This is a genomic window from Shinella sp. SUS2 (assembly GCF_001262505.1).
In the GTDB taxonomy this organism is placed as follows: domain Bacteria; phylum Pseudomonadota; class Alphaproteobacteria; order Rhizobiales; family Rhizobiaceae; genus Shinella.
In genome coordinates this window covers 1-22,022 of sequence record NZ_KQ410754.1, presented here as the reverse complement: position 1 = coordinate 22,022, position 22,022 = coordinate 1, and the positions used below count along the sequence as shown (strand labels likewise).

The 22,022-nt window shown below is 64.0% G+C and carries 21 protein-coding genes; 7 read left to right on the top strand and 14 right to left on the bottom strand.

Annotated features, from left to right (window positions below; genetic code table 11):
- The 4 genes from AKG11_RS29815 to AKG11_RS29810 all read right to left on the bottom strand — a co-directional run bounded on the left by AKG11_RS29815 (position 1) and on the right by AKG11_RS29810 (position 1,508).
- Complete coding sequence (locus AKG11_RS29815) at positions 1-321, bottom strand: YnfA family protein (RefSeq protein ID WP_023516588.1); 321 nt, start codon at positions 319-321, stop codon at positions 1-3.
- 116 nt (positions 322-437) lie between these two features.
- Positions 438-614, bottom strand: a complete 177-nt coding sequence (locus AKG11_RS35215; RefSeq protein WP_023516589.1) for a hypothetical protein — start codon at positions 612-614, stop codon at positions 438-440.
- A gap of 31 nt (positions 615-645) precedes the next feature.
- Positions 646-810, bottom strand: a complete 165-nt coding sequence (locus AKG11_RS34810) for a hypothetical protein (protein WP_023516590.1) — start codon at positions 808-810, stop codon at positions 646-648.
- Between the two features lie 359 nt (positions 811-1,169).
- Positions 1,170-1,508 carry a DUF2147 domain-containing protein gene (locus AKG11_RS29810; protein ID WP_050746568.1) on the bottom strand — a complete coding sequence of 113 codons (339 nt, stop codon included), beginning with the start codon at positions 1,506-1,508 and terminating at the stop codon, positions 1,170-1,172.
- Positions 1,509-1,974: 466 nt separating this feature from the next.
- Here AKG11_RS29810 and AKG11_RS29805 point away from each other — a divergent pair, with 466 nt between their 5' ends.
- Positions 1,975-2,244, top strand: coding sequence for an SEL1-like repeat protein (locus AKG11_RS29805; protein WP_024270734.1), 270 nt, complete (start codon positions 1,975-1,977; stop codon positions 2,242-2,244).
- Positions 2,245-2,319: 75 nt separating this feature from the next.
- On the opposite strand, the gene AKG11_RS29800 is transcribed toward AKG11_RS29805, so the two are convergent.
- The 4 genes from AKG11_RS29800 to AKG11_RS29785 form a co-directional block, all read right to left on the bottom strand.
- A complete protein-coding gene (locus tag AKG11_RS29800) occupies positions 2,320-3,441 on the bottom strand; it encodes a pyridoxal phosphate-dependent aminotransferase (protein ID WP_050746567.1) in 1,122 nt (373 codons plus the stop codon).
- A gap of 121 nt (positions 3,442-3,562) precedes the next feature.
- Positions 3,563-3,994, bottom strand: coding sequence for a PilZ domain-containing protein (locus tag AKG11_RS29795; RefSeq protein ID WP_023512392.1), 432 nt, complete (start codon positions 3,992-3,994; stop codon positions 3,563-3,565).
- Positions 3,995-4,121: 127 nt separating this feature from the next.
- Positions 4,122-4,478, bottom strand: coding sequence for a hypothetical protein (locus AKG11_RS29790; protein WP_050746566.1), 357 nt, complete (start codon positions 4,476-4,478; stop codon positions 4,122-4,124).
- Positions 4,479-4,596: 118 nt separating this feature from the next.
- Positions 4,597-5,820 carry an acyl-CoA dehydrogenase gene (locus tag AKG11_RS29785; RefSeq protein WP_023513777.1) on the bottom strand — a complete coding sequence of 408 codons (1,224 nt, stop codon included), beginning with the start codon at positions 5,818-5,820 and terminating at the stop codon, positions 4,597-4,599.
- A gap of 229 nt (positions 5,821-6,049) precedes the next feature.
- On the opposite strand from AKG11_RS29785, the gene AKG11_RS29780 reads away from it, so the two are divergent.
- Positions 6,050-7,078: an extracellular catalytic domain type 1 short-chain-length polyhydroxyalkanoate depolymerase gene (locus tag AKG11_RS29780; protein WP_050746565.1), complete on the top strand. Its 1,029-nt coding sequence runs from the start codon at positions 6,050-6,052 to the stop codon at positions 7,076-7,078.
- Positions 7,079-7,085: 7 nt separating this feature from the next.
- On the opposite strand, the gene iolB is transcribed toward AKG11_RS29780, so the two are convergent.
- The 5 genes from iolB to AKG11_RS29755 form a co-directional block, all read right to left on the bottom strand.
- Positions 7,086-7,880, bottom strand: coding sequence for a 5-deoxy-glucuronate isomerase (gene iolB / locus AKG11_RS29775; RefSeq protein WP_050746564.1), 795 nt, complete (start codon positions 7,878-7,880; stop codon positions 7,086-7,088).
- A gap of 35 nt (positions 7,881-7,915) precedes the next feature.
- Positions 7,916-8,833, bottom strand: coding sequence for a myo-inosose-2 dehydratase (iolE, locus tag AKG11_RS29770; protein ID WP_050746563.1), 918 nt, complete (start codon positions 8,831-8,833; stop codon positions 7,916-7,918).
- 116 nt (positions 8,834-8,949) lie between these two features.
- Positions 8,950-10,800: a 3D-(3,5/4)-trihydroxycyclohexane-1,2-dione acylhydrolase (decyclizing) gene (iolD, locus tag AKG11_RS29765; protein WP_050746562.1), complete on the bottom strand. Its 1,851-nt coding sequence runs from the start codon at positions 10,798-10,800 to the stop codon at positions 8,950-8,952.
- 80 nt (positions 10,801-10,880) lie between these two features.
- Positions 10,881-12,815, bottom strand: a complete 1,935-nt coding sequence (gene iolC, locus AKG11_RS29760) for a bifunctional 5-dehydro-2-deoxygluconokinase/5-dehydro-2-deoxyphosphogluconate aldolase (RefSeq protein ID WP_050746561.1) — start codon at positions 12,813-12,815, stop codon at positions 10,881-10,883.
- Positions 12,816-12,936: 121 nt separating this feature from the next.
- Positions 12,937-13,794, bottom strand: coding sequence for a MurR/RpiR family transcriptional regulator (locus AKG11_RS29755; RefSeq protein ID WP_023513771.1), 858 nt, complete (start codon positions 13,792-13,794; stop codon positions 12,937-12,939).
- 212 nt (positions 13,795-14,006) lie between these two features.
- Here AKG11_RS29755 and AKG11_RS29750 point away from each other — a divergent pair, with 212 nt between their 5' ends.
- From AKG11_RS29750 to AKG11_RS29740, 3 genes are all read left to right on the top strand, one after another.
- The gene (locus AKG11_RS29750; protein WP_050746560.1) at positions 14,007-15,128 is read left to right on the top strand and encodes a Gfo/Idh/MocA family protein; all 1,122 of its coding nucleotides are present in this window, start codon (positions 14,007-14,009) and stop codon (positions 15,126-15,128) included.
- A 97-nt stretch (positions 15,129-15,225) separates the two neighbouring features.
- Complete coding sequence (locus AKG11_RS29745; protein ID WP_023514735.1) at positions 15,226-18,573, top strand: caspase family protein; 3,348 nt, start codon at positions 15,226-15,228, stop codon at positions 18,571-18,573.
- Positions 18,574-18,709: 136 nt separating this feature from the next.
- Entirely contained in the window at positions 18,710-19,645 is a 936-nt protein-coding gene (locus AKG11_RS29740; RefSeq protein WP_050746559.1) for a MerR family transcriptional regulator, read from the top strand.
- Between the two features lie 76 nt (positions 19,646-19,721).
- Here the strand turns inward: AKG11_RS29740 and AKG11_RS29735 are convergent, their stop codons facing one another.
- Positions 19,722-20,834, bottom strand: coding sequence for a calcium-binding protein (locus tag AKG11_RS29735; RefSeq protein ID WP_023515466.1), 1,113 nt, complete (start codon positions 20,832-20,834; stop codon positions 19,722-19,724).
- A 465-nt stretch (positions 20,835-21,299) separates the two neighbouring features.
- Here AKG11_RS29735 and AKG11_RS29730 point away from each other — a divergent pair, with 465 nt between their 5' ends.
- Both AKG11_RS29730 and tnpB read left to right on the top strand, forming a co-directional pair.
- The gene (locus tag AKG11_RS29730; protein WP_050746558.1) at positions 21,300-21,746 is read left to right on the top strand and encodes an IS66-like element accessory protein TnpA; all 447 of its coding nucleotides are present in this window, start codon (positions 21,300-21,302) and stop codon (positions 21,744-21,746) included.
- A gap of 26 nt (positions 21,747-21,772) precedes the next feature.
- On the top strand, positions 21,773-22,022 hold a 250-nt coding region (gene tnpB, locus AKG11_RS29725; RefSeq protein ID WP_371260166.1), incomplete at its 3' end, for an IS66 family insertion sequence element accessory protein TnpB.

The following is a 22,022-nucleotide window of genomic DNA, read 5'->3' as shown; positions in this document are numbered from 1 at the left end:
CTAGCGCGGGGCTGCCAGAATGATGCCGGCACCGACCAGCGCCAGCGCCGCGCCCGCCGCATCGAAGCGGTCGGGGCGAAGCCCCTCGGCAAGCCAGAGCCAGAGGAGCGAGGCGGCGATATAGACGCCGCCATAGGCAGCATAGGCGCGGCCGGCAAAGGCGCTGTCGACCTGCGTCAGCAGCCAGCCGAAAAGCGCGAGCGAGACCATGCCGGGCACGAGCCACAGAATGGACTTGTCGAGCCGCCACCACGCCCAGAAGGCGAAACATCCGGCGATCTCGGCAAGGGCCGCAAGGGAAAAGACGAGAAGGGATTTCATCCGGGCTCCAGGGGCAGGCGTTCGATCTGCGCTCGGCCCGCTCCCGGATTTTTACCGAAGGGCTATGCGCTGGCCTGACCGGTTTAGCACGGACGGCAGAAGGGGAAAGCGTATTCTCAGCTCATCGACTGGCGCTGGAGCGTGACGAAGAGCACGAGGCCTGCGCCCTGTTTTTCGATGCCGAGGCCGCCGGCATTGCTCCAGGCGAGCGCGCCGACCGGGGTGATCAGCATCGCCGAGAGGGCGAGAATGCGCAGGGCCGTGGCGCAGGTATGGGTCAGGGCGGTCGTCATCGCGGCGTGTTCCGGCGTCTTGGGGAAAGGATCAGAGCGAGGCGCGGCACATGTCCGGCGCCATGCAGGCGACGAGCTTGCCCGTGGTGTTGTGCGTGCTGCGGCGGTAGTCGGTTTCGACCGCGGCGGCGAGCATGATCGCAAAAATGGCCATCAGCAGGGTGATGATCGTCAGGCGGCGTGCGAGGATGTCCATGGTGTCGTCCCTCAGTGAAATGTTTCAGTGTGGCCCTTGTCGCATTGCGGGACTGAACGCTCCCTGAGAGGTCGGTTCATCTCCTGTTCAGGAAAGCTGTGATCGCGCCAAAAGGGGGGAGGGAGCAGGCCGCGCGGAGCGGCGGCAGGCGCGGCGCATGTCCAGAATGCCGTCGCCCATCACGCGAGGCGATTGGCATACACCGAGCGGTTCTGAAGCCGTGTTCGGCCTGAAAGGCCGCTGTTTTCATCCGGGAATGCAAATCGGCGCCGGCAAGGGCGGAGGGCCTCTGCACAGAGCCGCAGTCGGGCGGGTATACCGGCGCCGGGGCGCCGGCCGGTTTCTTCACCCCTGTCCGTTCAAAGCCGCGACCAGGTCTGCGACTTGCAGAGCACCTTCAGGACGCAGCCCTTCATCTTCAGCGAATTGCCGCTGACCGCGCCGGAGCCGCTATAGGTCTTGTCCGCGGCCGGGTCGGTGATCGAACCGGAATAGTCCACGCCGGCGCCGTCCAGCTTGCCGATGCGCTTGCCGGCGAATTTCCCGGTTTTCAATGTGATGCAGAAGCTGCCGCCGCATCTGGCGATTGCCGCGGTCTCGCCGCTGGCGGTCTTCCAGTTGCCCTCGATCGGCTCGGCGGCGAGGGCCGTGCCGGGAACGGCGAGCAATGCCGCGGCGATCCATGTCTTCAGGTTCATGTGCTTCCTCCTCCAGAATGCGGTGGGAATAGTGTCTTACGCGAACGTAAAAGTAAACATGCTGGAAAGGCGGATTCGTGCGCGGTCTTTGATGCTGGCGGTGTGGAAAAATGCGCCCTGGAAAAATCCGACCGGTTTGCGTGGTTAGCGAAAGGTTGAAATCGGCGGTTGAACAATCGGTAAATTTTGAAGCAAATGCCGCGGTTTCCAGCGCTTTCGATGTTTAACGAAAACCCAATTTTACCAAGCGTTTGGACTTTGTTTGTCTCAAATTAAGCATGCATTTTAAGCGCATTTTGAAAGGCCCGCGGCATAGTGGAGCCATAAGACGAGCAGGGAAAACCCGCCGGCAAAACTCTGACGGAAGACCAAGGCCGCACAAGACGGTAGGCGCCGGAAGAGGCCCGAAAGGGCAGGTAAAACAGGACAATACGAGCAGAAAACCAGGTAGACAGGGACAATCGAAATGGCACGCTTTGACTTTCAGAACACCGAAACGGCCGCCATGACGGGCGGCGAGAACCGCGCCGAAATCTTCTGCGACATGGGCCTCATGTATGCCACCGGCCGCGGCTGCGCCGTCGATGTGGTACAGGCGCACAAATGGCTCAACATCGCCGCTATCAAGGGTTGCGAACGCGCCGCGGAGCTGCGCGCCGACCTTGCCGCGACGATGACGAAGACCGACCTCGCCCTGGCGCTGCGCGCCGCCCGCGAGTGGATGACGGTTCATTGACAGGCGACTGGCGAACAGGGAGCAGCGAATAGGCAAGCGTCAAGAAGACCGTGGAAACGGCAACGCTCCAATTTGCTATTCACTGTTCGCTATTTGCTTCAAAACCTGCGGCAACGCTTCCTCGAGCAACGCCATATCGTTTTCCGGCCCGACGCTGATGCGGATGCATCGGTTGAGGGGGGCGACGCCCGGCATGCGGATGAAGACGCCATGTTCCATCAGACCATCGACAATGGCCCGGGCGTGGGTGCCGTCCCGGCCGCAATCGATGGTGACGAAATTGGTGGCGGAGGCGAGGGGAGCGAGGCCGCTGGACCGCGCGATCTGCGAGATGCGTTCGCGGGACGCGGCGATACGGGCGATGACGTCCGCAAGGTAGGCCTGATCCTTCAGCGCGGCGAGTGCCGCCTCGATCGAAATCCGGGCCATGCCGAAATGATTTCGGATCTTGTCGAAGGCCTGCGCATTGCCGAGCGTGCCGATCGCGTAGCCGATCCGCGCGCCGGCAAGGCCGTAGGCCTTCGAGAACGTGCGCATGCGCAGGATGTTCGGCTGGCCGATCAGTGCACTGATCGCCGGAATGGTGCCCATCGGTGCCGTCTCGCCATAGGCTTCGTCGAGAATGAGCAGCGTCGTTTCCGGCAGCGCCCGCGCGAAGGAGACGACGCTGTCGGCGTCCCACCAGCTTCCCATCGGATTGTCCGGATTGGCGAAATAGACCAGCGGCGCGTTTTCCCGCCGCACGGCTTCGAGCAGGCCGTCGAGGTCCTCCCGGTCGTTGACATAGGGCACGGTGACGAGCCGTCCGCCGAACCCGTTCACATGATAGTTGAAGGTGGGATAGCCGCCGAGCGAGGTGACGACCGGCGTGCCCGGCTCGATGACCAGCCGTGCGATCTCGCCGAGCAGCCCGTCGATGCCGCCGCCGATGGCGATGTTGTCGCGCGAAATGCCCTGATGCAGGGCAAGCGCCTCCCGTAGCTCGAAATTCTCCGGGTCGGCATACATCCAGGTGGTGCCGGCGGCGGCGCTCATCGCCTCCAGCACGGACGGTGCCGGGCCGAAGCCGCTCTCGTTGGCGCCGATGCGGGCGCGCACGGCCAGGCCGCGGTTGCGCTCGATGGCTTCCGGCCCAACGAAGGGCACCGTTGCGGGCAGGGACTGGGCGAGGGCGGTGAAGCGGGAGAATGCGGACATGGGACCTGCTGGGATCGATCGACACGGATGCGGGAGGCCGCTGCCGATGCGCCGCAAGACCACGCCGCCGGAATCGGTTTCCCGGCGGCAGCCTAGCCAATAATGCGGGGCGGGGAAACGCTCAGTTGGCTGCCGAGCCGATGCCGGCCTTCTTCTCCACGCCCGTCATGTAACGCCGCTCCGGCTGCTTGAGGCGGCCGGTAATGCCGCCGGTAAAGTAATCCGACCGCACGATCATGCGCAGGAGTTCTTCGTCGATCTCCTTGATGAACTGCACGCCGATGCGGTTGTCGTTGCGGTAGACTTCCGCGCAGCCGATGCGTGAGGTGACACCGACGATGGAAAGGTAGTAGTGCAGCGGCAGGCCGATCGTCGTGTTGACGATGAAACTCGCGCCGCCGAGCGATATGTCGATCAGCTTGCATGTGCGTGTCTTGGGCGCCATCAGGTCGAAACCGACCGTCATCAGCATGCCTTGCCGGTTGACCGCGAACCGTTCCCATTTCCGTTCGTAGAGGCCTGCGCCTATGCGCTGCTTTGCGTCGTCACTCATTGCCGCTTTCTCCCAAAGAGGACGTCATGTCCGACAGAGACGGGCAGAGTGTCGCAGGCGATTATTTTGTTTCGTTAAAACAAATGCTTAAAAGTTTAAGTGTTCCGCTTTTCGGCACAGCCGCCGCTCAGGCGTCGTGGTCCTGGGGTGCCCGGCCGAGCACGAGGTCGAGAAAATCCGCATCGAGGAACATGTTGAAGCGCACCACCAGCTCTTCGCCGTCGCGCTTGAACTCCGTGCAGGGGATCTCGTCGCGGATGCCGTGGATCTCCAGATAGAAGTTCTCCGGCAGGGTCAGCGCCTTGTTGATCGAAAGCACCGCGCCGGCGCTGGAAATGCTGCGGATGAGGCAGGTGTAACGCATCGCCGTGCTGAGGTGATGGCCGATCGGCGTGACGAAGCCCGGCCTGTCGATGCGATACTGGACGAAGCTGCGCTTGGGGTGGCGCAGGCGAAGCTGGTCGTGGATGTGTTCGAGGGGCATGGCTCCCTCCCGCTCCTGTGGCTCGTGACCGAGTGTACCGAAACGGGATGGACAAAACGTGAAGACGGCCGCTTGCATTCGAGCAAGCGGCCGTCGGAGCCGGAAAAGCCGGAATGGCTTACTGGAAGGCCTGGAGACCCGTCTGGGCACGGCCGAGGATAAGGGCGTGGATGTCGTGAGTGCCCTCGTAGGTGTTGACCGCCTCGAGGTTCATGACGTGGCGGATGACGCCGTATTCGTCCGAAACGCCGTTGCCGCCGTGCATGTCGCGCGCGACGCGGGCGATGTCGAGCGCCTTGCCGCAATTGTTGCGCTTCATCAGCGAGATGAGTTCGGCCGGGGCGCGGTGCTCGTCGAAGAGGCGGCCGAGGCGAAGCGCGCCCTGCAGGCCGAGAGCGATCTCGGTCTCCATGTCGGCGAGCTTCTTCTGGATGAGCTGGGTGGCGGCGAGCGGCTTGCCGAACTGCTTGCGGTCGAGCGTGTACTGGCGCGCGGCATGCCAGCAGAATTCGGCGGCGCCCATGGCGCCCCAGGCGATACCGTAGCGGGCACGGTTGAGGCAACCGAAGGGACCGGCAAGGCCGGCGACCTCGGGCAGCAGGTTTTCCTCGGGCACGAAGACGTCCTGCATCATGATCATGCCCGTCGCCGAGGCGCGCAGCGAGAACTTGCCCTCGATCTTCGGCGTCTCGAAGCCCTTCATGCCGCGCTCCAGTACGAAGCCCTTGATCTTGTTGTCATGCGCGTCGGACTTCGCCCAGACGACGGCGACATCGGCGATCGGCGAATTGGTGATCCAGTTCTTGGCGCCGGAGATGAGGTAACCGCCATCGACCTTCTTGGCGCGGGTGATCATGGAGGAGGGGTCCGAGCCGTGGTCGGGCTCGGTGAGACCGAAGCAGCCGACCCATTCGCCGGAGGCGAGCTTCGGCAGGTACTTCTTGCGGGTCTCTTCCGTGCCAAAGGCGAAGATCGGATGCATGACGAGCGAGGACTGCACGGACATGGCCGAGCGGTAGCCCGAATCGACGCGTTCGACTTCGCGCGCGACGAGGCCGTAGGAGACGTAGTTGGCGCCGACGCCGCCATATTCCTCCGGAACCGTCGGGCCGAGCAGGCCGAGTTCGCCCATCTCGCTCATGATCTCGCGGTGGAAGATCTCGTGGCGGTTGGCTTCGGTGACGCGCGAAGCGAGCTTGTCCTGGCAATAGGCGCGGGCCGTGTCGCGGATCATGCGCTCTTCGTCGGTGAGCTGGTCCTCCAGGAGGAAGGGGTCTGCCCAGTCGAAGGGCGCCATCTTGGCGCGGGCCTGCTGTGGGGTGGCGCTGTGATGCTCGCTCATGGATGTCCTCCTGTCGCGGTTTTGTCGTTGCAGAAGTGCTACATCAGCTTGCCCCTCTCCGAAAGGCCGGGAACGAACCGGATCGGCAAACGCTTTGGCTATTTATGAATGCCCTCATGAGTCTGGAGAATGAGCCGTCCCCCGCATTTTTCCCGTTTTGCCTTGATCCTGCCGCGCCGGATGAGCAAGTAACCTGACGATGAGCAATTCCACGAAAGAGAGGCCAAGCATGCGGGACCGCTTCAAGCGATCGGTCGAACGGCTGCTGCCGACCGAAGCGCGGCTGGGTGACCTGTTCTGGCCGTTCCAGCGCAGTCCGGAGCGCAAGGCGCCCGCCACCCGTCGCCGTCCGGCCGGCTCCTCCGGGCTCGTCGAAGTCACCGGCTTCGGCAGCAATCCGGGCTGCCTTCTGATGTTCGAGCATATTCCGGAGGGGCTTCCGGCCGGCCGGCCGCTCGTTCTGGTGCTGCACGGCTGCCGGCAGGATGCCGAAAGTTATGATCGGGCAGCCGGCTGGGCGTCGCTTGCCGAAGAGCGCGGCTTTTCGGTCGTCTATGCCCAGCAGCGCGAGGTGAACAATCCGCGGCTCTGTTTCACCTGGTTCCGGCCGAGCGAGGTGACGCGCGACCGCGGCGAGCTGATGTCGATCCGCCAGATGGTGGCCCATACGGCCGAACGCGCGACAAGCGATCCGGAGCGCATCTTCATCACCGGTCTTTCCGCCGGCGGCGCGATGACGGCGGCGATGCTCGCCAACTATCCCGAGCTCTTTGCCGGCGGTGCGATCATCGCCGGGCTGCCCTTCGGTGCCGCGCGCGACGCCACCCGCGCCTTCGATGCCATGGGCGAGGCGCCGGAAAGGAGCCCGCGCGAATGGAGCGATCTGGTGCGCGCCGTCTCCCCGCGCATGGCGCGCAAGCCGGCCATCTCGATCTGGCACGGCACGGCGGACGAAACCGTTGCGCTGTCGAACGGCCTCGCGCTGGTCGAACAATGGCGCGACCTCTATCGCCTGCCGAAGGAGGCCTTCGTGGAAAAGCGCATGAAGGGCCGTCGCACGCGCATCTGGCCCGACAAGGAGGGCAAGCCGCTCGTCACCTTCCACGAGATCGACGGCATGCGTCACGGCACGCCGGTGGAGCGCGGCGAGGGCGGCGGTTACGCCGCTGCCATCGAACCCTTCATGCTGGAAGCCGGCTTTTCCTCGACGCTGGAGATTGCGAAAGCCTGGGGCCTGACGCGCAAGTGGAAGCGGTAGGCGGCACCTACGCCAGCAGCCACTCGTGCTCCTTGGCGTTGTGGAACTTCCACACGCGCTTCGGCCCGGCCATCACGTTGAGATAATAGAGGTCATAGCCGTGGATGGTGGCGCAGGGATGGTAGCCTTTCGGCACCAGCGTCACGTCGCCATCCTCCACCGCCATCGCCACGTCGAGCGAACGGTCGTCCGTATAGACGCGCTGGAACGCGAAACCCTGCGGCGGGTTGAGGCGGTGGTAATAGGTTTCCTCCAGGAAGCTTTCGTGCGGAAGATTGTCCTGGTCGTGCTTGTGCGAAGGGTAGGACGAGGTGTTGCCGCTCGGCGTGATCACCTCCACGACGAGCAGCGAATGGGCCGAATTGTCGTCTTCCGGCATGATGTTGTGGACATGCCTGACATTCGAGCCCTTGCCGCGGCTGACCTTTGGATGCGTGCCAGGCGGAATGGCCTTGGCCTTGTGGTTGCCGCCGCCCGGGGCCGAGCAGACGGCAAGTTCGAGATCCGTTTCCGCCGTCACCGACCAGTTGGAATCGGCCGGGATGTAGAGTGCATGCGGCGCGCCCTCGAACGGGCTCATGCGCTCGCCAAGGATGCCGAAATCCTGGTCCGCCGCCGTCGCCTTGCCCTTGCCGGAGATCCACACGAGGCAGACCTCGCGGCTTCCCGTCTCGGCGGCCAGGATTTCACCCGGCTTCATGCGGTGCACGTCGAAGCCGACATAGGTCCAGCCGGCGCTTTCGGGTGTCACATGGCTGACGCGGCCATGGTAGCCTTCGGGTTTGATGAGCAGGGTCGACATGGGTTTCTTCCTTTCAGTCGGCATCGGGGGAAGGGTTATCCTTTCGGAAACCCTTCCGTCTCCACGGTATAACCCGCCGCCGTCATGACGCGCATCAATTCCGCGTACCCGACCTCGGCCATCTTCTGCGGCGGTGCCGTGCGCGGGTCCTGCTCGGCCTCGACGACGAACCAGCCTTCATAGCCATAGTCGGCGAAACGCTGCACGATGGCGCCGAAATCGAGCGAGCCGTCGCCCGGAACGGTGAAGGCGCCCAGTGCCACGGCATCAAGGAAGGATTGTTTCGTGCGGTCGAGCCCGTCGACGACGGAACGGCGGATGTCCTTGACATGCACATGGTTGATGCGGGCATGGTGGTTGTCGATGGCGCGCAGCACATCGCCGCCGGCAAAGGCGAGATGGCCGGCATCGAGCAGCAGCGGAATGCCTTCGCCCGAATTTTTCATGAAGGCGTCGAGTTCCGGTTCGGTCTCGACGACGGCGGCCATGTGGTGGTGATAGGACAGCGGCATGCCCTGGTCAGCGCACCATTCGCCGAATTCGGTGACGCGGCGGCCATAGGCCTTCATCTCGTCGTCGGAGAGTTTTGGCTTGGTGGCGAGCGGCTTGGAGCGGTCGCCCTGGATGGAGCGGCCGACTTCGCCATAGACGATGCAGGGCGCATTGACCGCCTTGAACAGGTCGATCATCGGCAGGATGCGATCCTTGTTGGCCGAAAGCGCCTCGTCGACCAGCGTGCCGGAGAACCAGCCGCCGCACAGCGTCACGTCGGCCGCACGCAGGATGGGCAGCATGACGGCCGGGTCCTCGGGAAAGCGGCGGCCCTTCTCCATGCCCGTGAAGCCGGCGCTGCGCGACTGCCGCAGGCATTCTTCCAGGGATACGTCGTCGCTGAGCTCCGGAAGGTCGTCGTTCCACCAGGCGATGGGCGACATGCCGAGTTTGGCTTTCATTATCGTCTCCTTGCGGGAGGCAACGGCCTCCCTTGTCCTTGTTGCTCCCTCCCTCGCTTCGGTCATCCCCGGATTTGACCCGAGGATGACCGAAGCGAGGGAGAGCGTTGTCTGTCCTAGCCGATCCGCTGGGCTTCGAGCGCCTTCACATAGGCCTCGCGCGCGGTGTTGACCTCGTCGCGCGCGCTCACTTCGGGAACCGCGACATCCCACCAGTGGCCGCCGTCCTTTGTGGTGATCAGCGGGTCGGTGTCGATGACGATGACGGAGGTGCGGTCGTTGCCCTTGCTTTGCTGGATGGCCGTCTCGAGGTCGGCGATGGAGGAGACCTTGACGGCGACCGCGCCCATGCTTTCGGCATGCGCCCGGAAGTCGATATCCGGCATCATCTCGATCATCGAGTCCTTCAGGAGGTTGTTGAAGTTCGCGCCGCCAGTCGCCATCTGCAGCCGGTTGATGCAGCCATAGCCGCGGTTGTCGAGTACGACGATCGTCAGTTTCTGGCCGAGCATGATGGAGGTCGACAGCTCGGAGTTCATCATCATGTAGGAGCCGTCGCCGACCATGACGACGACATCGGCCTCCGGCCGCGCCAGCTTGACGCCGAGGCCGCCGGCAATCTCGTAGCCCATGCAGGAGAAGCCGTATTCCATGTGGTAGCCGCCCGGCTTCACGGCCTGCCACAGCTTGTGCAATTCGCCCGGCAGGCCGCCGGCCGCGCAGACGAGAACCGAATTCTCCCCGCCGATCGACCGCTGCACCGCGCCGATGACCTGCGCATCGGAGGGCAGGGCCGCATTGGTGGCGGCGGTTGCCCGGTTGGCGGCGGCCATCCATTCAGCCTTGCGGGATTTTGCGGCCGCCTCCACCGCTGCCGGGGCCTTCCAGCCGCCGAGCGCCTCGGAGAGCAGCGTCAGGCCCTCGCGCGCATCGGCGACGAGCGGCTTGCTGTTGTGCTTGGCGGCGTCGAAGGCGGTGGTGTTGAGGCCGATCATCGTCACGGCATCGTTCTTGAACAGCGCCCAGGAGCCGGTGGTGAAGTCCTGCATACGGGTGCCGACGGCGAGGATGACGTCCGCCTCCTCGGCAAAGGCATTGGCGGCCGAGGTTCCGGTGACGCCGACCGAACCCATGCAGAGCGGATGGTCGTCCGGCAGCGCCGACTTGCCAGCCTGGGTGACGGCGACCGGAATGCCGTGCATGCCGGCAAAGGCCTTCAGCTCGGCGGTCGCCTGCGAATAGAGCACACCGCCGCCGGCGATGATCAGCGGCTTTTCCGCCTTGCGCAGCGTGGCGATGGCGGCGGCTAGCTCGTCGCTGTCCGGGCGCGGCCGGCGCTGCGTCCAGACCTTCTGCGCAAAGAGGCTTGTCGGATAGTCATAGGCTTCGGCCTGCACGTCCTGGCAGAGCGAAAGCGTCACCGGGCCGCAATCGACCGGATCGGTGAGGACCTGCATGGTGCGCTTCAGCGCGGGGATGATCTGCTCCGGCCGGGTGATGCGGTCGAAATAGCGCGAGACGCAGCGGAAGGCGTCGTTGACGGAGACGGTGCCGTCGCCGAAGTTCTCGATCTGCTGGAGGACGGGATCGGGAATGCGGTTGGCGAAGACATCGCCGGGCAGGAACAGAACCGGCAGGCGGTTGACATGGGCGACGCCGGCAGCGGTGATCATGTTCAGGGCGCCGGGGCCGATCGAGGTCGTGCAGGCCATGAAGCGCTGGCGGAAGCTCGCCTTGGCGAAGGCGACCGCGGCATGCGCCATGCCCTGTTCGTTGTGGGCGCGCAGCGTCGGCAGGTCTTCGCGCACCTGGTACAGCGCCTCGCCCATGCCGGCGACGTTGCCGTGGCCGAAAATGCCCCAGACGCCGGCGAAGATCGGTACCGTCTTGCCGTCCACGACCGTCATTTGTGCCTTCAGGAAATGTGCGATGGCCTGCGCCATCGTCAGCCGGATCGTCTTTGCCATGGTGTTCCTCCCGAATTCTCTTGCTTGCCGCAATCCCTGACCGGGCGAACCGCCTCGGGTCTTCCGGGATTGCCCTGTCTTTAAAGGCCGCGGGTCCGCAGCCAGGCGTCGGTCAGCGCGCGGAAGCGGTCGGCCATATCCGACACCGCCGCCTCGTCGTCGATCTTTCCCGCCATCCAGGCGCGGGCGGCATCGACGAAGATCGTGCGGCCGACGGCAAAACCCTTGACGGCCGGCGCCACCTTGGTCGCCTCGAAGGCCTTCACCAGCTCTTCCGTCGGCGCCTCGAGACCGAGCAGCACGATGCCGCGGCAATAGCTGTCGTTTTCGGCGATGACGGTCTCGATGTTCTCCCAGGCGCGGCTGGACGCCTGCGGCTCCAGCTTCCACCAGTCCGGCTTGATGCCGAGATCGTAGAGCTCCTGCATCGCCCTCGACACCGTATCATCCTTGAGCGGCCCGTTCTTGCCCGCGATGATCTCGATCAACAGTTCACGCCCGACGCGGCGCGCGGCTTCGAAAAGCGTGCGCAGCTTCTCCTGCTGTTCCGTCTTGAGCGCGGCCGGATCGTCGGGATGATAGAAGCACAGGCACTTGATGCAATGGTCGAGCGGCCATTCGACGAGCTGCGAGCCGATATCCTGGCTGAACTCGAAGCGCAGCGGCTTGGAGCCCGGCAGTTCCACCGGCCGGCCGAGCCACGAGAAGTTCTGGGTCGCCGCGTCGAAGAAGGCGTCGCGGCCGAAGCGCTCGTCGATCAGCATGCCGTAGCCGGGGCGGCCGTCGGCGACCCGTGCGGCGGCCTGGACGGTCAGGCGCTTGAATTCGGAAATCTTCTCGTGCGGCACGCCGAGTTCGTCGGCGACGTCGACGAGCTGCATGCGATGGTCGCAGGCAAGCGCCATCAGCAGCGGTATGTCGTCCTGCTTGCGGTTGGTCGCCCAGTGGATGTGGTTGATCGCCTCGTCCTTGCGCAGCGCCCGGTGTTTGCTGCCGTTTTCCAGGAAGTAGGTCAGCTCATCCCAGCTTGGATATTCCGGCGAGCAGAGCAGGCGCGAGACGGCAAAGGCACCGCAGGCATTGGCCCAGGTGGCGGAGGTCTTGTGATCCTCGCCCTTCAGCCAGCCGCGCAGGAAGCCCGACATGAAGGCATCGCCCGCGCCGAGCACGTTGTAGACCTCGATGGGAAAACCCTGGCCGACGACGCCGTCCTCCAGATCGTCGGAGATCGGGCCGTCATAGACGATGCAGCCCATGGCGCCGCGCTTCAGCACGATCGTCGCGGCCGAGACGGCACGGATGGCTTTCAGTGACGAAAGCACGTCGTCGGCGCCCGACGCGATCATGATCTCTTCCTCGGTGCCGACGATGAGGTCGCAATCCGGCAGCACGGATTTCATGATGGCGGAGACACGATCGGACTTCACATAGCGCTCGAAGCCTTCTGCATGGCCGGCAAGGCCCCAGAGGTTCGGGCGGTAGTCGATGTCGAAGATGACCTTGCCGCCACTCGCCTTGGCAATGCGGATCGCCTTGCGCTGGGCAGCCTCGGTGTTGGGGCGGGAAAAATGCGTGCCGGAAACGAGAACCGCGCGGGAGGAGCGTACGAAGGCTTCGTCGACGTCGCCCTCGTCGAGGGCCATGTCGGCACAGTCGGTGCGCACGAAGATCATCGGCGAGATGCCTTCGGCCTCGATGGCGAGCAGCACGAGCGCCGTCAGCCGCGCCTTGTCGGTCTTGATGCCATCGACATCGACGCCTTCGCGGGCGGACTGTTCGCGGATGAAGCGGCCCATCTGCTCGTCGCCGACGCGGGTGATGAGTGCAGACTTTAGGCCGAGGCGGGCAGTGCCGATGGCGATGTTGGCAGGGCAGCCGCCGACGGATTTGGCGAAGGAGGCGGTATCCTCCAGGCGCGTGCCGAGCTGCTGGCCGTAGAGATCGACGGACGAGCGGCCGATCGTGATGACGTCGAGCGTCTTGTCCTGGCCCTGGTCGCGGTCAGTGTGCGGCATGTCTTCCTCCCGGTCTCGCGGCGCCGTCATTCGGAGTGCGGCGGTCCGTGAAGAAAATGAAACATGAATTCCATTATTATGTCAATTCGGAATATTCATTCCGTTTCCATTCTGCAGCATTTCACTTCGAGGATCGCATGAGGCTGCGCCGCTTCTCGGCAATGGCGACCGGCAGCGCCATGGCAAGCGCCATGGAGGCCGAGAGCGAACGGAAGCCGGCATAGTCTGCCTCGGAAACCTCGAACCAGTGGGTGGCCGACGCGGCGAGGGGGGAGAAGACCGAGTCGGTGATGGCGACGATCGGCACGCCACGGGCGGCCAGTTCCTGTGCCTGCGTCAGGCTTTCGGCGGCATAGGGGGCGAAGCTCGCGGCGATCACCGCATCCTTGCCGGTAGCGAACTGCGCCATCTCGGCATCGATGCCGTTCGGCGAGGCGATGATCTGATGGCGGATGCCGAGCTTGCCGAGAGCATAGGCGATATGCGCCGTCAGCGGATAGGAGCGGCGCTTGGCAACGAGATAGATCGTCTCGGCCCGCGCCAGGAGATCGACCGATCTCGAAAAGGTTTCGCCGTCGATGGTGCTGGCAAGCCGCGCGACGGACTGGCTGGCGGCGGTCAGGAAGCCGGAAAGCAGCTCCGTGTCGCTGTTGGATGCCGGCCCCGCCTCGAGGGAGAGCAGGCGCTCCTCGTAGGAGAGCGTACGGTCGCGCAGCCGGGCGCGAAAGACGTTCTGCAGATCGGAAAAGCCTTCATAGCCGAGATGGTGGGCAAGGCGCACCAGCGTGGAAGGTTGCACGTCTGCTGCCGTCGCGATGCTCGCCGCGGTGCCGAAGGCCATCTCGTCCGGGTTGGAAAGCGCATAGGCCGCCACCTGCGCCAGGCGCTTGGGCATGCTCACCTTGCGCTCGATGATGACGCTGCGCAGGCTGTCGAAATCGCGCGGTACACGCGCAAGGGCCGCTTCGGTGCTGTTCATGGTTCTATCCTCCCTCGTGCGGCCATTCTGCGACAAACGAAATAAATATTCCATATTTCCGGAAAGGATAGTTTTCGTTCCAAATCTTTCCCGCTATGCATGGAGCCGAAGACGCCATGCGGCGAGATATAGAGCAAATCCGGCGCGAATGCGTAACGGTTTTGCGGCCGCATTCGCGTGGAAAGGCAACCCCGGCAGGTGGAGGAGACGGCATGAAGGCCTTGGGAATAGGACTGATCGGTACCGGCTACATGGGCAAGTGCCATGCGCTCGCTTGGAACAATGTCAGCGCGGTCTTCGGCGATGTTGAGCGCCCGCGTCTCGTGCATCTGGCGGAAGCCAATGCGGAGCTTGCCGCCAGCCGCGCCCGCGAATTCGGCTTTGCGAAATCCACTGCCGACTGGCGCGCGCTGCTTGCCGATCCCGAAGTCGACGTGATCTCGGTGACGACGCCGAACCAGTTCCACGCAGAGATGGCGATCGCCGCGCTGGAAGCGGGAAAACACGTCTGGTGCGAAAAGCCGATGGCGCCGGCGCTGGCCGATGCCGAGCGCATGCTTGCCGCCCAGCGTTCTTCCGGCAAGGTCGCGGTCATGGGCTACAACTATATCCAGAACCCGGTCCTGCGGCACATCCGCTCGCTCATCGACGAAGGTGTGATCGGCACGGTGAACCATGTCCGCGTCGAGATGGACGAGGATTTCATGGCGGATCCCGAGGCGCCGTTCTACTGGAAAAGCGAGGCTTCGTCCGGGTATGGCGCGCTCGACGATTTTTCCGTGCACCCGCTTTCGCTGCTCTGGAGCCTGTTCGGCCATGTCGAGGCGGTGATCGCCTCGCTGGCAAAGCCCTATGCCGACCGTCCGCTCAAGGAGGGCGGCCGCCGCGCCGTGGAGAACCACGATATCGCCAGCGTGCTGATGCGCCTTCCCGGCGGCATTTCCGGCGTGCTGATGGCCAACCGCTCGGCCTGGGGACGCAAGGGCCGCATCGCGCTGCAGATCTACGGTTCGAAGGGGTCGATCCTTTTCGACCAGGAGCGCATGAACGAGTTCCAGCTCTATACGGTGGACGGTCGCGCGACCGAGCAGGGCTTTTCCACAATCCTGACGGCCCCGCACCACAAGCCCTATGACCGGTTCATTCCGGCCCCCGGCCATGGCCTAGGCTTCAACGATCTCAAGATCATCGAGTGCCGCGAGCTGATTGCCGCCATCGCGGGCATGGCCTCGCATTCCATCGACTTCAACCACGGCCTGCGCATCGAGAAGTCGGTGCATGCCATGGCGCAATCTTTCCGCGAAAGCCGCTGGGTCGAGATCGCCGCAGCGTGACCTTTCGGCGGCCGGACCAAAAAAATCCGGCCGCCCGCACATTGAAACGGTGGGGGCCATACGTAATACTCTCGGCAATAATGCCGGAGGGAAGGGCATGAGAAAGCAAATACAGAGACGCTGGGCGCCGGTCCTCTTCGTCTCGATTGCTGTCGTCGTGTTCAACGCGAACGCCGCAGAGGCGAAGCGCGTTGCACTGCTGATAGGCAATCAGAAATACGAAGAGACCGCCCAGCTCAACAATCCTGCGAACGATGTGGAGCTGATGCGCGCCTCGTTCGAGAGCGCAGGCTTCGATTCCGTCAAGACCGTTCTGGATCTCGACCGCTCCGCCATGGTGAAGGCGCTGCGCGAGTTCGAGGACGAGTCCGTCGATGCGGACATGGCCGTGGTCTACTACTCCGGCCACGCCATGGAGATGAACGGGATCAACTACCTGATCCCCGTCGATGCAGCGCTGAAGAGCGACCGCGACGTCGAGGACGAGAGCGTCGCCATCGACCGCGTGCAGCGCTCGCTGGAGGGCGCCAAGAAGCTCAAGCTCTTCATCCTCGATGCTTGCCGCAACAACCCGTTCTCCGCCTCGATGACGCGCTCGATCGGCACCCGCGCCGTCACGCGCGGCCTTGCCCGGGTCGAGCCCGAATCGGCCGACACGCTGATCGCCTTCGCCTCCAAGGCCGGCACGGTGGCGCTGGACGGCGAGGGCAAGAACAGCCCGTTTGCCACCGCGCTTTCGAAATACCTGACGGAACCGGGCCTCGACGTGCGCATCGCGCTCGGCAAGGTGCGCGACGAGGTGGTGGAAGCCACCAACCGCGAGCAGGAACCCTTCGTCTATGGTTCGCTCGGCGGCGCGCAGATCTTCCTGAACATCAAGGAAGTGAATATCAACGTCACCAACAGCGGCAACACGCAGGAGATCTCGCCCAACGGCCAGTCCGAAGCGGCTGCCGACTGGCAGAACATCCGCGACCTCGCCGACGAAGACCTGATCAACGCCTTCATCGAAAAGCACGGCAAGGATCCGGTCTACAAGATGCTGGCGGAAAAGAAGCTCGCCAGCCTCAAGGAGGCCACCCAGAACGATGGGCAGGATGCGGCCGGCATCGCATGGGAGGCCCTGAAGGAATCAACGGACGCCGCCGCCCTGCAGCGCTTCATCGAGCGTTATCCCGATAGCCGCCATCGCAGCGACGCCGAAACGCTGATTGCCGCGCTGGAGCCCAAAAAAGGCCTGAGCGTCAACGTGGCCGGCAAGGAAACACCCGCCTCGCGCGACTGTTTCCTTCTTGCCGGCGAGCCGCAGTCGCTGCCCGGCTTCATGGGTGTCAACTTCCTGAAGATCGATGCCAAGCGGGCACTCGCCGCCTGCGCGCAGGCCGTCAACGAGAACCCGTCCGACGGCATGCTCGTCAACCTGCTCGGCCGCGCGCATGACGCCGACCGCAACTATGTCGAAGCCCGCCGCAACTACGAGAAGGCGATCGAGCTCGGCAACATGTATGCCCTGACGAACCTCGCCTGGTTCTCGGTCTACGGCACGGATGGCCCGGTCGATGTCGCCAAAGGCCTGTCGATGTTCGAAAAGGCTTCGACGGCCGGCAATTCCTACGCCCAGGCCTCGCTCGGCTGGCTCTACCGCGAAGGTTATGGCGGCACCCGCCAGGACTATAACGAGGCGGTGAAGTGGTATCAGCAGTCGGCCAACCAGGGCTATGCCAACGCCATGGCCACCATGGGCTGGTTCTACCGCGAGGGCCTCGGCGTCTCGCAGGATTACGTCCAGTCGCTCAACTGGTATCGCAAGGCGGCGGACGCCGGCGACGCCAACGCCATGTCCTCGCTCGGCTGGGCCTACCAGAACGGCCTCGGCACGTCGCAGAACTATGCCGAAGCCAAGGTCTGGTACGAGAAGGCCGCCAATATCGGCGATTCCTACTCGATGGCCTCGCTCGCCTGGCTCTATGACGTCGGCAACGGCGTGAAGCAGGACTATGTCGAAGCCCGCTACTGGTATGAAAAGGCCGCCAATGCCGGCAGCGCCTATGCCATGGGCAACCTGTCTCGCCTCTACGACCAGGGCCTCGGCACACCGGCCGATGCCAAGGAGGCCGTCCGCTGGGCCGCTGCCTCGGTCGAAAGCGGCGACGCCAACAAGCTGAAGGAGCTAAAGGACAACCCGGGCAACTTCACGGTCGCCTTCCGCAAGGAAATGCAGAACCTCCTGAAGGAGCGCGGCTACTACAGCGGTTCCTCCGATGGTGAGTTCGGCGCCGCGACGCTCGCTGCCATCGACAAGCTGGCCACCGGCCGCAACGACAGCAGCTCGCTGACGAACACCAACACGACCACCACCGACAACAGCCAGTCGACGGTGACCCTCAGCGGTTCGGACGCCGACCAGTGCTATGAACTTGCCGGCGAACCGAACCTGCGCCCGGGCTTCCTCGGAAAGCTCTTCGCGCAGATCGACTACGGCCGTGCGATCCCGGTCTGCGAGGCGGCGCTCAATGCCTCCCCGTCGGACAACTCGATCCGCAACATGCTGGGTCGTGCCCACGACGCGGCAAAGAACTTCCCGAAGGCGCGCGAGCACTACCAGAAGGCTGCCGACGAGGGGAACCTCTATGCGCTGACCAACCTTGCCTGGTATTCGATCTACGGCACGGACGGCCCGGTCGACATGGCCAAGGGCACGCGCATGTTCGAGCAGGCCTCGAATGCCGGCAACCCCTATGCCCAGGCCTCGCTCGGCTGGCTCTACCGCGAAGGCTACAACGGCACGCGCAAGGACTATGAAGAGGCCATCAAGTGGTATCGCAAGGCGGCCGAACAGGGTTATGCCAATGCACAGGCCACCATGGGCTGGTTCTACCGCGAAGGCCTCGGTACGGCGCGCGACTACAACGCCTCGCTCGACTGGTACGTGAAGGGTGCCGAGGGCGGTGACGTCAACGCGATGTCTTCTGTCGGCTATGCCTATCAGTCCGGCCTCGGCGTCGCGGTCGACTATGCCGAGGCGCGCAAGTGGTACGAGAAGGCCGCGGCCTTCAACGACTACTATTCGATGGCCTCGATCGGCTGGCTCTACGACGTCGGCAACGGCGTGAAGCAGGACTATGCCCAGGCACGCGACTGGTACGAGAAGGCGGCCAATGGCGGCAACACCTATGCCATGGGCAATCTCTCCCGCCTCTACGACCAGGGCCTCGGCACCCGCGCCAACGCCAAGGAGGCCGCCCGCTGGGCCGCCGCCAGCGTCGAGGGCGGCGACCAGGGCAAGCTGCAGGAACTCAAGGGCTCGCCGGCGAACTTCACGCCGCAGTTCCGCAAGGAGTTCCAGCAGATCCTCAGGGATCGCGGCTACTATAGCGGCCCGATCGACGGCGACTTCGGCACCTCGACGCAGAACGCGATCGACCGTCTGGCCGCCCGCACGTAAACACAGCGCCGGCCCAGCATCCGGAAAGAAAACCGTCAGTGCCCGAAAGGGCGCTGGCGGTTTTCGTTTGGCGGGAAAAATCATTTAAGGAAACGCCGTTGACCCTCCACCGGGTGGAGGCCGCAATAGGACTGCCATGGGAACGAAGTTTTACACGATCGGTGAACTGGCGCGGCTTTCGGGGCAATCCGTCCGCCGCATCCGCTACTATTCCGACAAGGGTCTCCTGCCGCCAAGCGATCGCTCGGCCGGCAATTACCGGATCTACAGCGAGGCGGATGTCGCCCGGCTCGACCTCATTCGCGCCCTGCGCGAAGCGGGCGTCGGCCTTGCCGCCATCGCGCGGTTGCTTGCCCGCCGGCTGACCCTGTCGGATGTGCTGAGCGCCCGGCTCGATGTTCTCGAGGCGGAGATATCAGCCAAACGGCGCATGGCCGCCGTGCTTCGTGCAACACTTCGTCTGCCCAATCCCGCCGATGATGACCTGAGGAGGCTTTGGACCATGGCGAATGTGAGCAACAGACAGATGCAGGCCCTTGTCGAGCGATTCGTCGATCGAATCGCCGACAGCGCGAAGATGGATGCGCAATGGCGCCAGCGCATGATCGAAACGAGCGTTCCGGAACTGCCCGACGATCCGACGCCGGAGCAGGTCGTGGCCTGGACGGATCTTGCAGGCATGCTCGAAGACGAGGATTTCGGTCGCCAGTTGCAGGCGCAGATGGCTGCGTTCTGGAACGGCGCCCTTGATTCGGATGCGTATCGGGAGGCTTCGCTGCGCGCCTATGAGGCCATCCAGGCGGCGATCGCCGCGAATCAGCCGCCAACCGGCAGGGAAGGGCAGGCGATCGCGTCCGCCTGGCTCATCGAATCGGCGCGGGCAATGGGCCGCGTACCCGACGGGGCGTTTCTCGACTGGCACTTTGCCCAGTATGACAACCAGTCTGGCCGCATGGGCCGCTACCGGCAGCTGCTCGCCGTCCTGCGCGGGGACGTCGATACGGCTGCATCGGACAAGGCATGGAGCTGGTTGAACGCGGCGCTGCATGCGCTGCCGTCCGCGCGGCCCTGAAACAGAAATGCCGCACGCGTTGCTGGCGCGTGCGGCATGACAAGCTCGGGAGCGCCCCCTGTGCCAGGGGCGGAGCTTAGAGCAGGAAGTCGCTCGAATAGTAGCGTGTGAGGCCGGCGTCAATCTCGAAATCAGCCCGCCCGTCGCCATTGACGTCACCGGAGATGATCGTGCCCGAATAACGCAGCTCGCCCGCTTCACCGGAAAACGCACTCTTTCCGATGAAGTGGAAGGCGTTGTTACCGCTTCGGCCGGTGTCGGCGTCGATGCTCTTGAGGTCGATGACGTCGTCTTCGCTCTCCGGCTTGAAGTCGTCGATCACGTCGCGCTGCGAGCCGACCTTGCTGTCGGATGTCTTGATGAAGCGGAACGTATCGGCGCCGGTGCCGCCGACGAGGAAGTCGTTGCCGCTGTCGCCGACGAGCAGGTCATTGCCCGAACCGCCCAGAAGGTCGTCATTGCCCGAACCGCCGTAGAGCCGGTCATTGCCGCTGTCGCCGTAAAGGTCATCATTGCCGCTGTCGCCGTAGAGGATGTCCTTGCCGGAGCCGCCATAGAGCCGGTCGTTGCCGCCGAGGCCTTCCAGCTGGTCGTTGCCGTTGCCGCCGCGCAGCGTGTTGTTGCCGCCGGTGCCGATCAGCGTGTCATTGGAGCGGGTGCCCGTGGCGTTTTCGATGCTCGTCAGTTCCTCGTTGCGTCCGTCGACGGCCTTCGCGAAGCCCTTGTCGAGATCGACATAGATGCCGCGACCCTTCTCGCTGGAGGAATCCTGCAGCGAATAGTTGACCGTGTCGGTGCCGGAACCGCCGTTGAACGCGTTGCGATAGCCGACCGAGTAGAAGGTGTCGTTGCCGCTATCACCCCAGTAGTCGCTGGACAGGGTCTTCACTTCGAACCGATCGTTGCCGTCGCCGCCGCTGACCTTGTCATACTCACCGCTGGCCTTGGCCGCGCCGCTGTGCTTGTAGACGTCGTCGCCCGAGCCGAGGAAGATATCGTTGCCGCCTTCGAAGCTGTTGCGCACGAGATCGTTGCCGCTGCCGGCTTCCACATAGTTGAGGCCGCCCCGGCTGTCGGTACGGTTCAGAACGATTTCGTCATCGCCGCCATAGGTGTAGATTTCCACCTCGGTGCGGGAGTTCTGGACGACGTAATCATCTCCATTCGTGCCCTTGTATACATAGGCCATGTCCTCGTTCCTTTCTGTACCACGTGCTGTTGTCCGACTTTTAGCGCCGGCAAGCTGAACCGCCGTTGAACAAAATGGGGAGGCAGAAGGCATTTTCGAGGCCGGCCGAAAAAAAATTGAGGGCGCAAGCCGGCAAAGGCCCATCAAACGGTGTGCGAATCGGCAAATTCCCGGGGAATCGGGGCAGCCGGCATATTCAGGGAATTTCGCTTTTTGGGAGGCCGCTGGTGTGGCGCGGCTTCCGGGAAGAGGCGCGGGCACACCGTCTGGTGCGTCTCGTGCCGCAAGGTCTTATTCCTGTAGGGGAAACTGGCGGGCCGCGACCGATAGTGATGATCACTACGCTTACGCTATAGCCCTACAAAATGACGCCTGAAAGTGGTTTGAGCGTAAGCGCTGTTCCGGCGGCACCTTTCGCGCGTGGTCGTGAGCGACGATGTTCGGAGCCTTTGAGGGCTTCGACACATGACGATTTCAGAGTTTACGCTTAAATCCAGCGATCCTGAGCCCGCGCGGCGGTTCGAGGTTTTCACGGGTTCCGGCCGGCGGCGCGAATGGTTGCCGGAGGAGAAGGCTCGGATCGTGGCGGAAAGCTACGATGCCGGCGAGACCGTGAGCGCAGTGGCCCGGCGATATGCATTGTCCCCGCAGCAGTTGTTCGCCTGGCGTCGGGCCGCGCGTCAGCCATTGGCGGGAGCGCCGGCACCGGAGCCATTGTTTGTTCCGGCGGTGATTGCGGCGCCGGAGCCTGAACCGTCGGGGAAGCGCGCGAGATCGACGCGGAAGCGGAAGGCCGCGCCAGACGCCGGCGTGATCGAGCTGGAGATCGACGGCGTTGCGATGCGGGTCGGCCGTGGCGCCGACGCCAGGACGGTTGCGACGGTGATCCGTGCGTTGAAGGCAACGTCGTGATCGGGCCGACTGGCGCCGTCAAGGTCATGGTGGCGACAAAGCCGGTGGACTTCCGCAAAGGCGCGGAGGGGCTGGCCGCGCTGGTGCGCGAGACGATGGGCGCCGATCCGTTCAGCGGTGCGGTCTATGTCTTCCGTGCCAAGCGCACGGACCGGATCAAGCTGATCTTCTGGGACGGCACCGGCGTCTGCCTCTATGCGAACGATCTGCATTCATACTGCATCTCTCTTTCGCACTCAGTTGAAGGTTTTGGCTTGGCTGGCATTTTCCTTATGA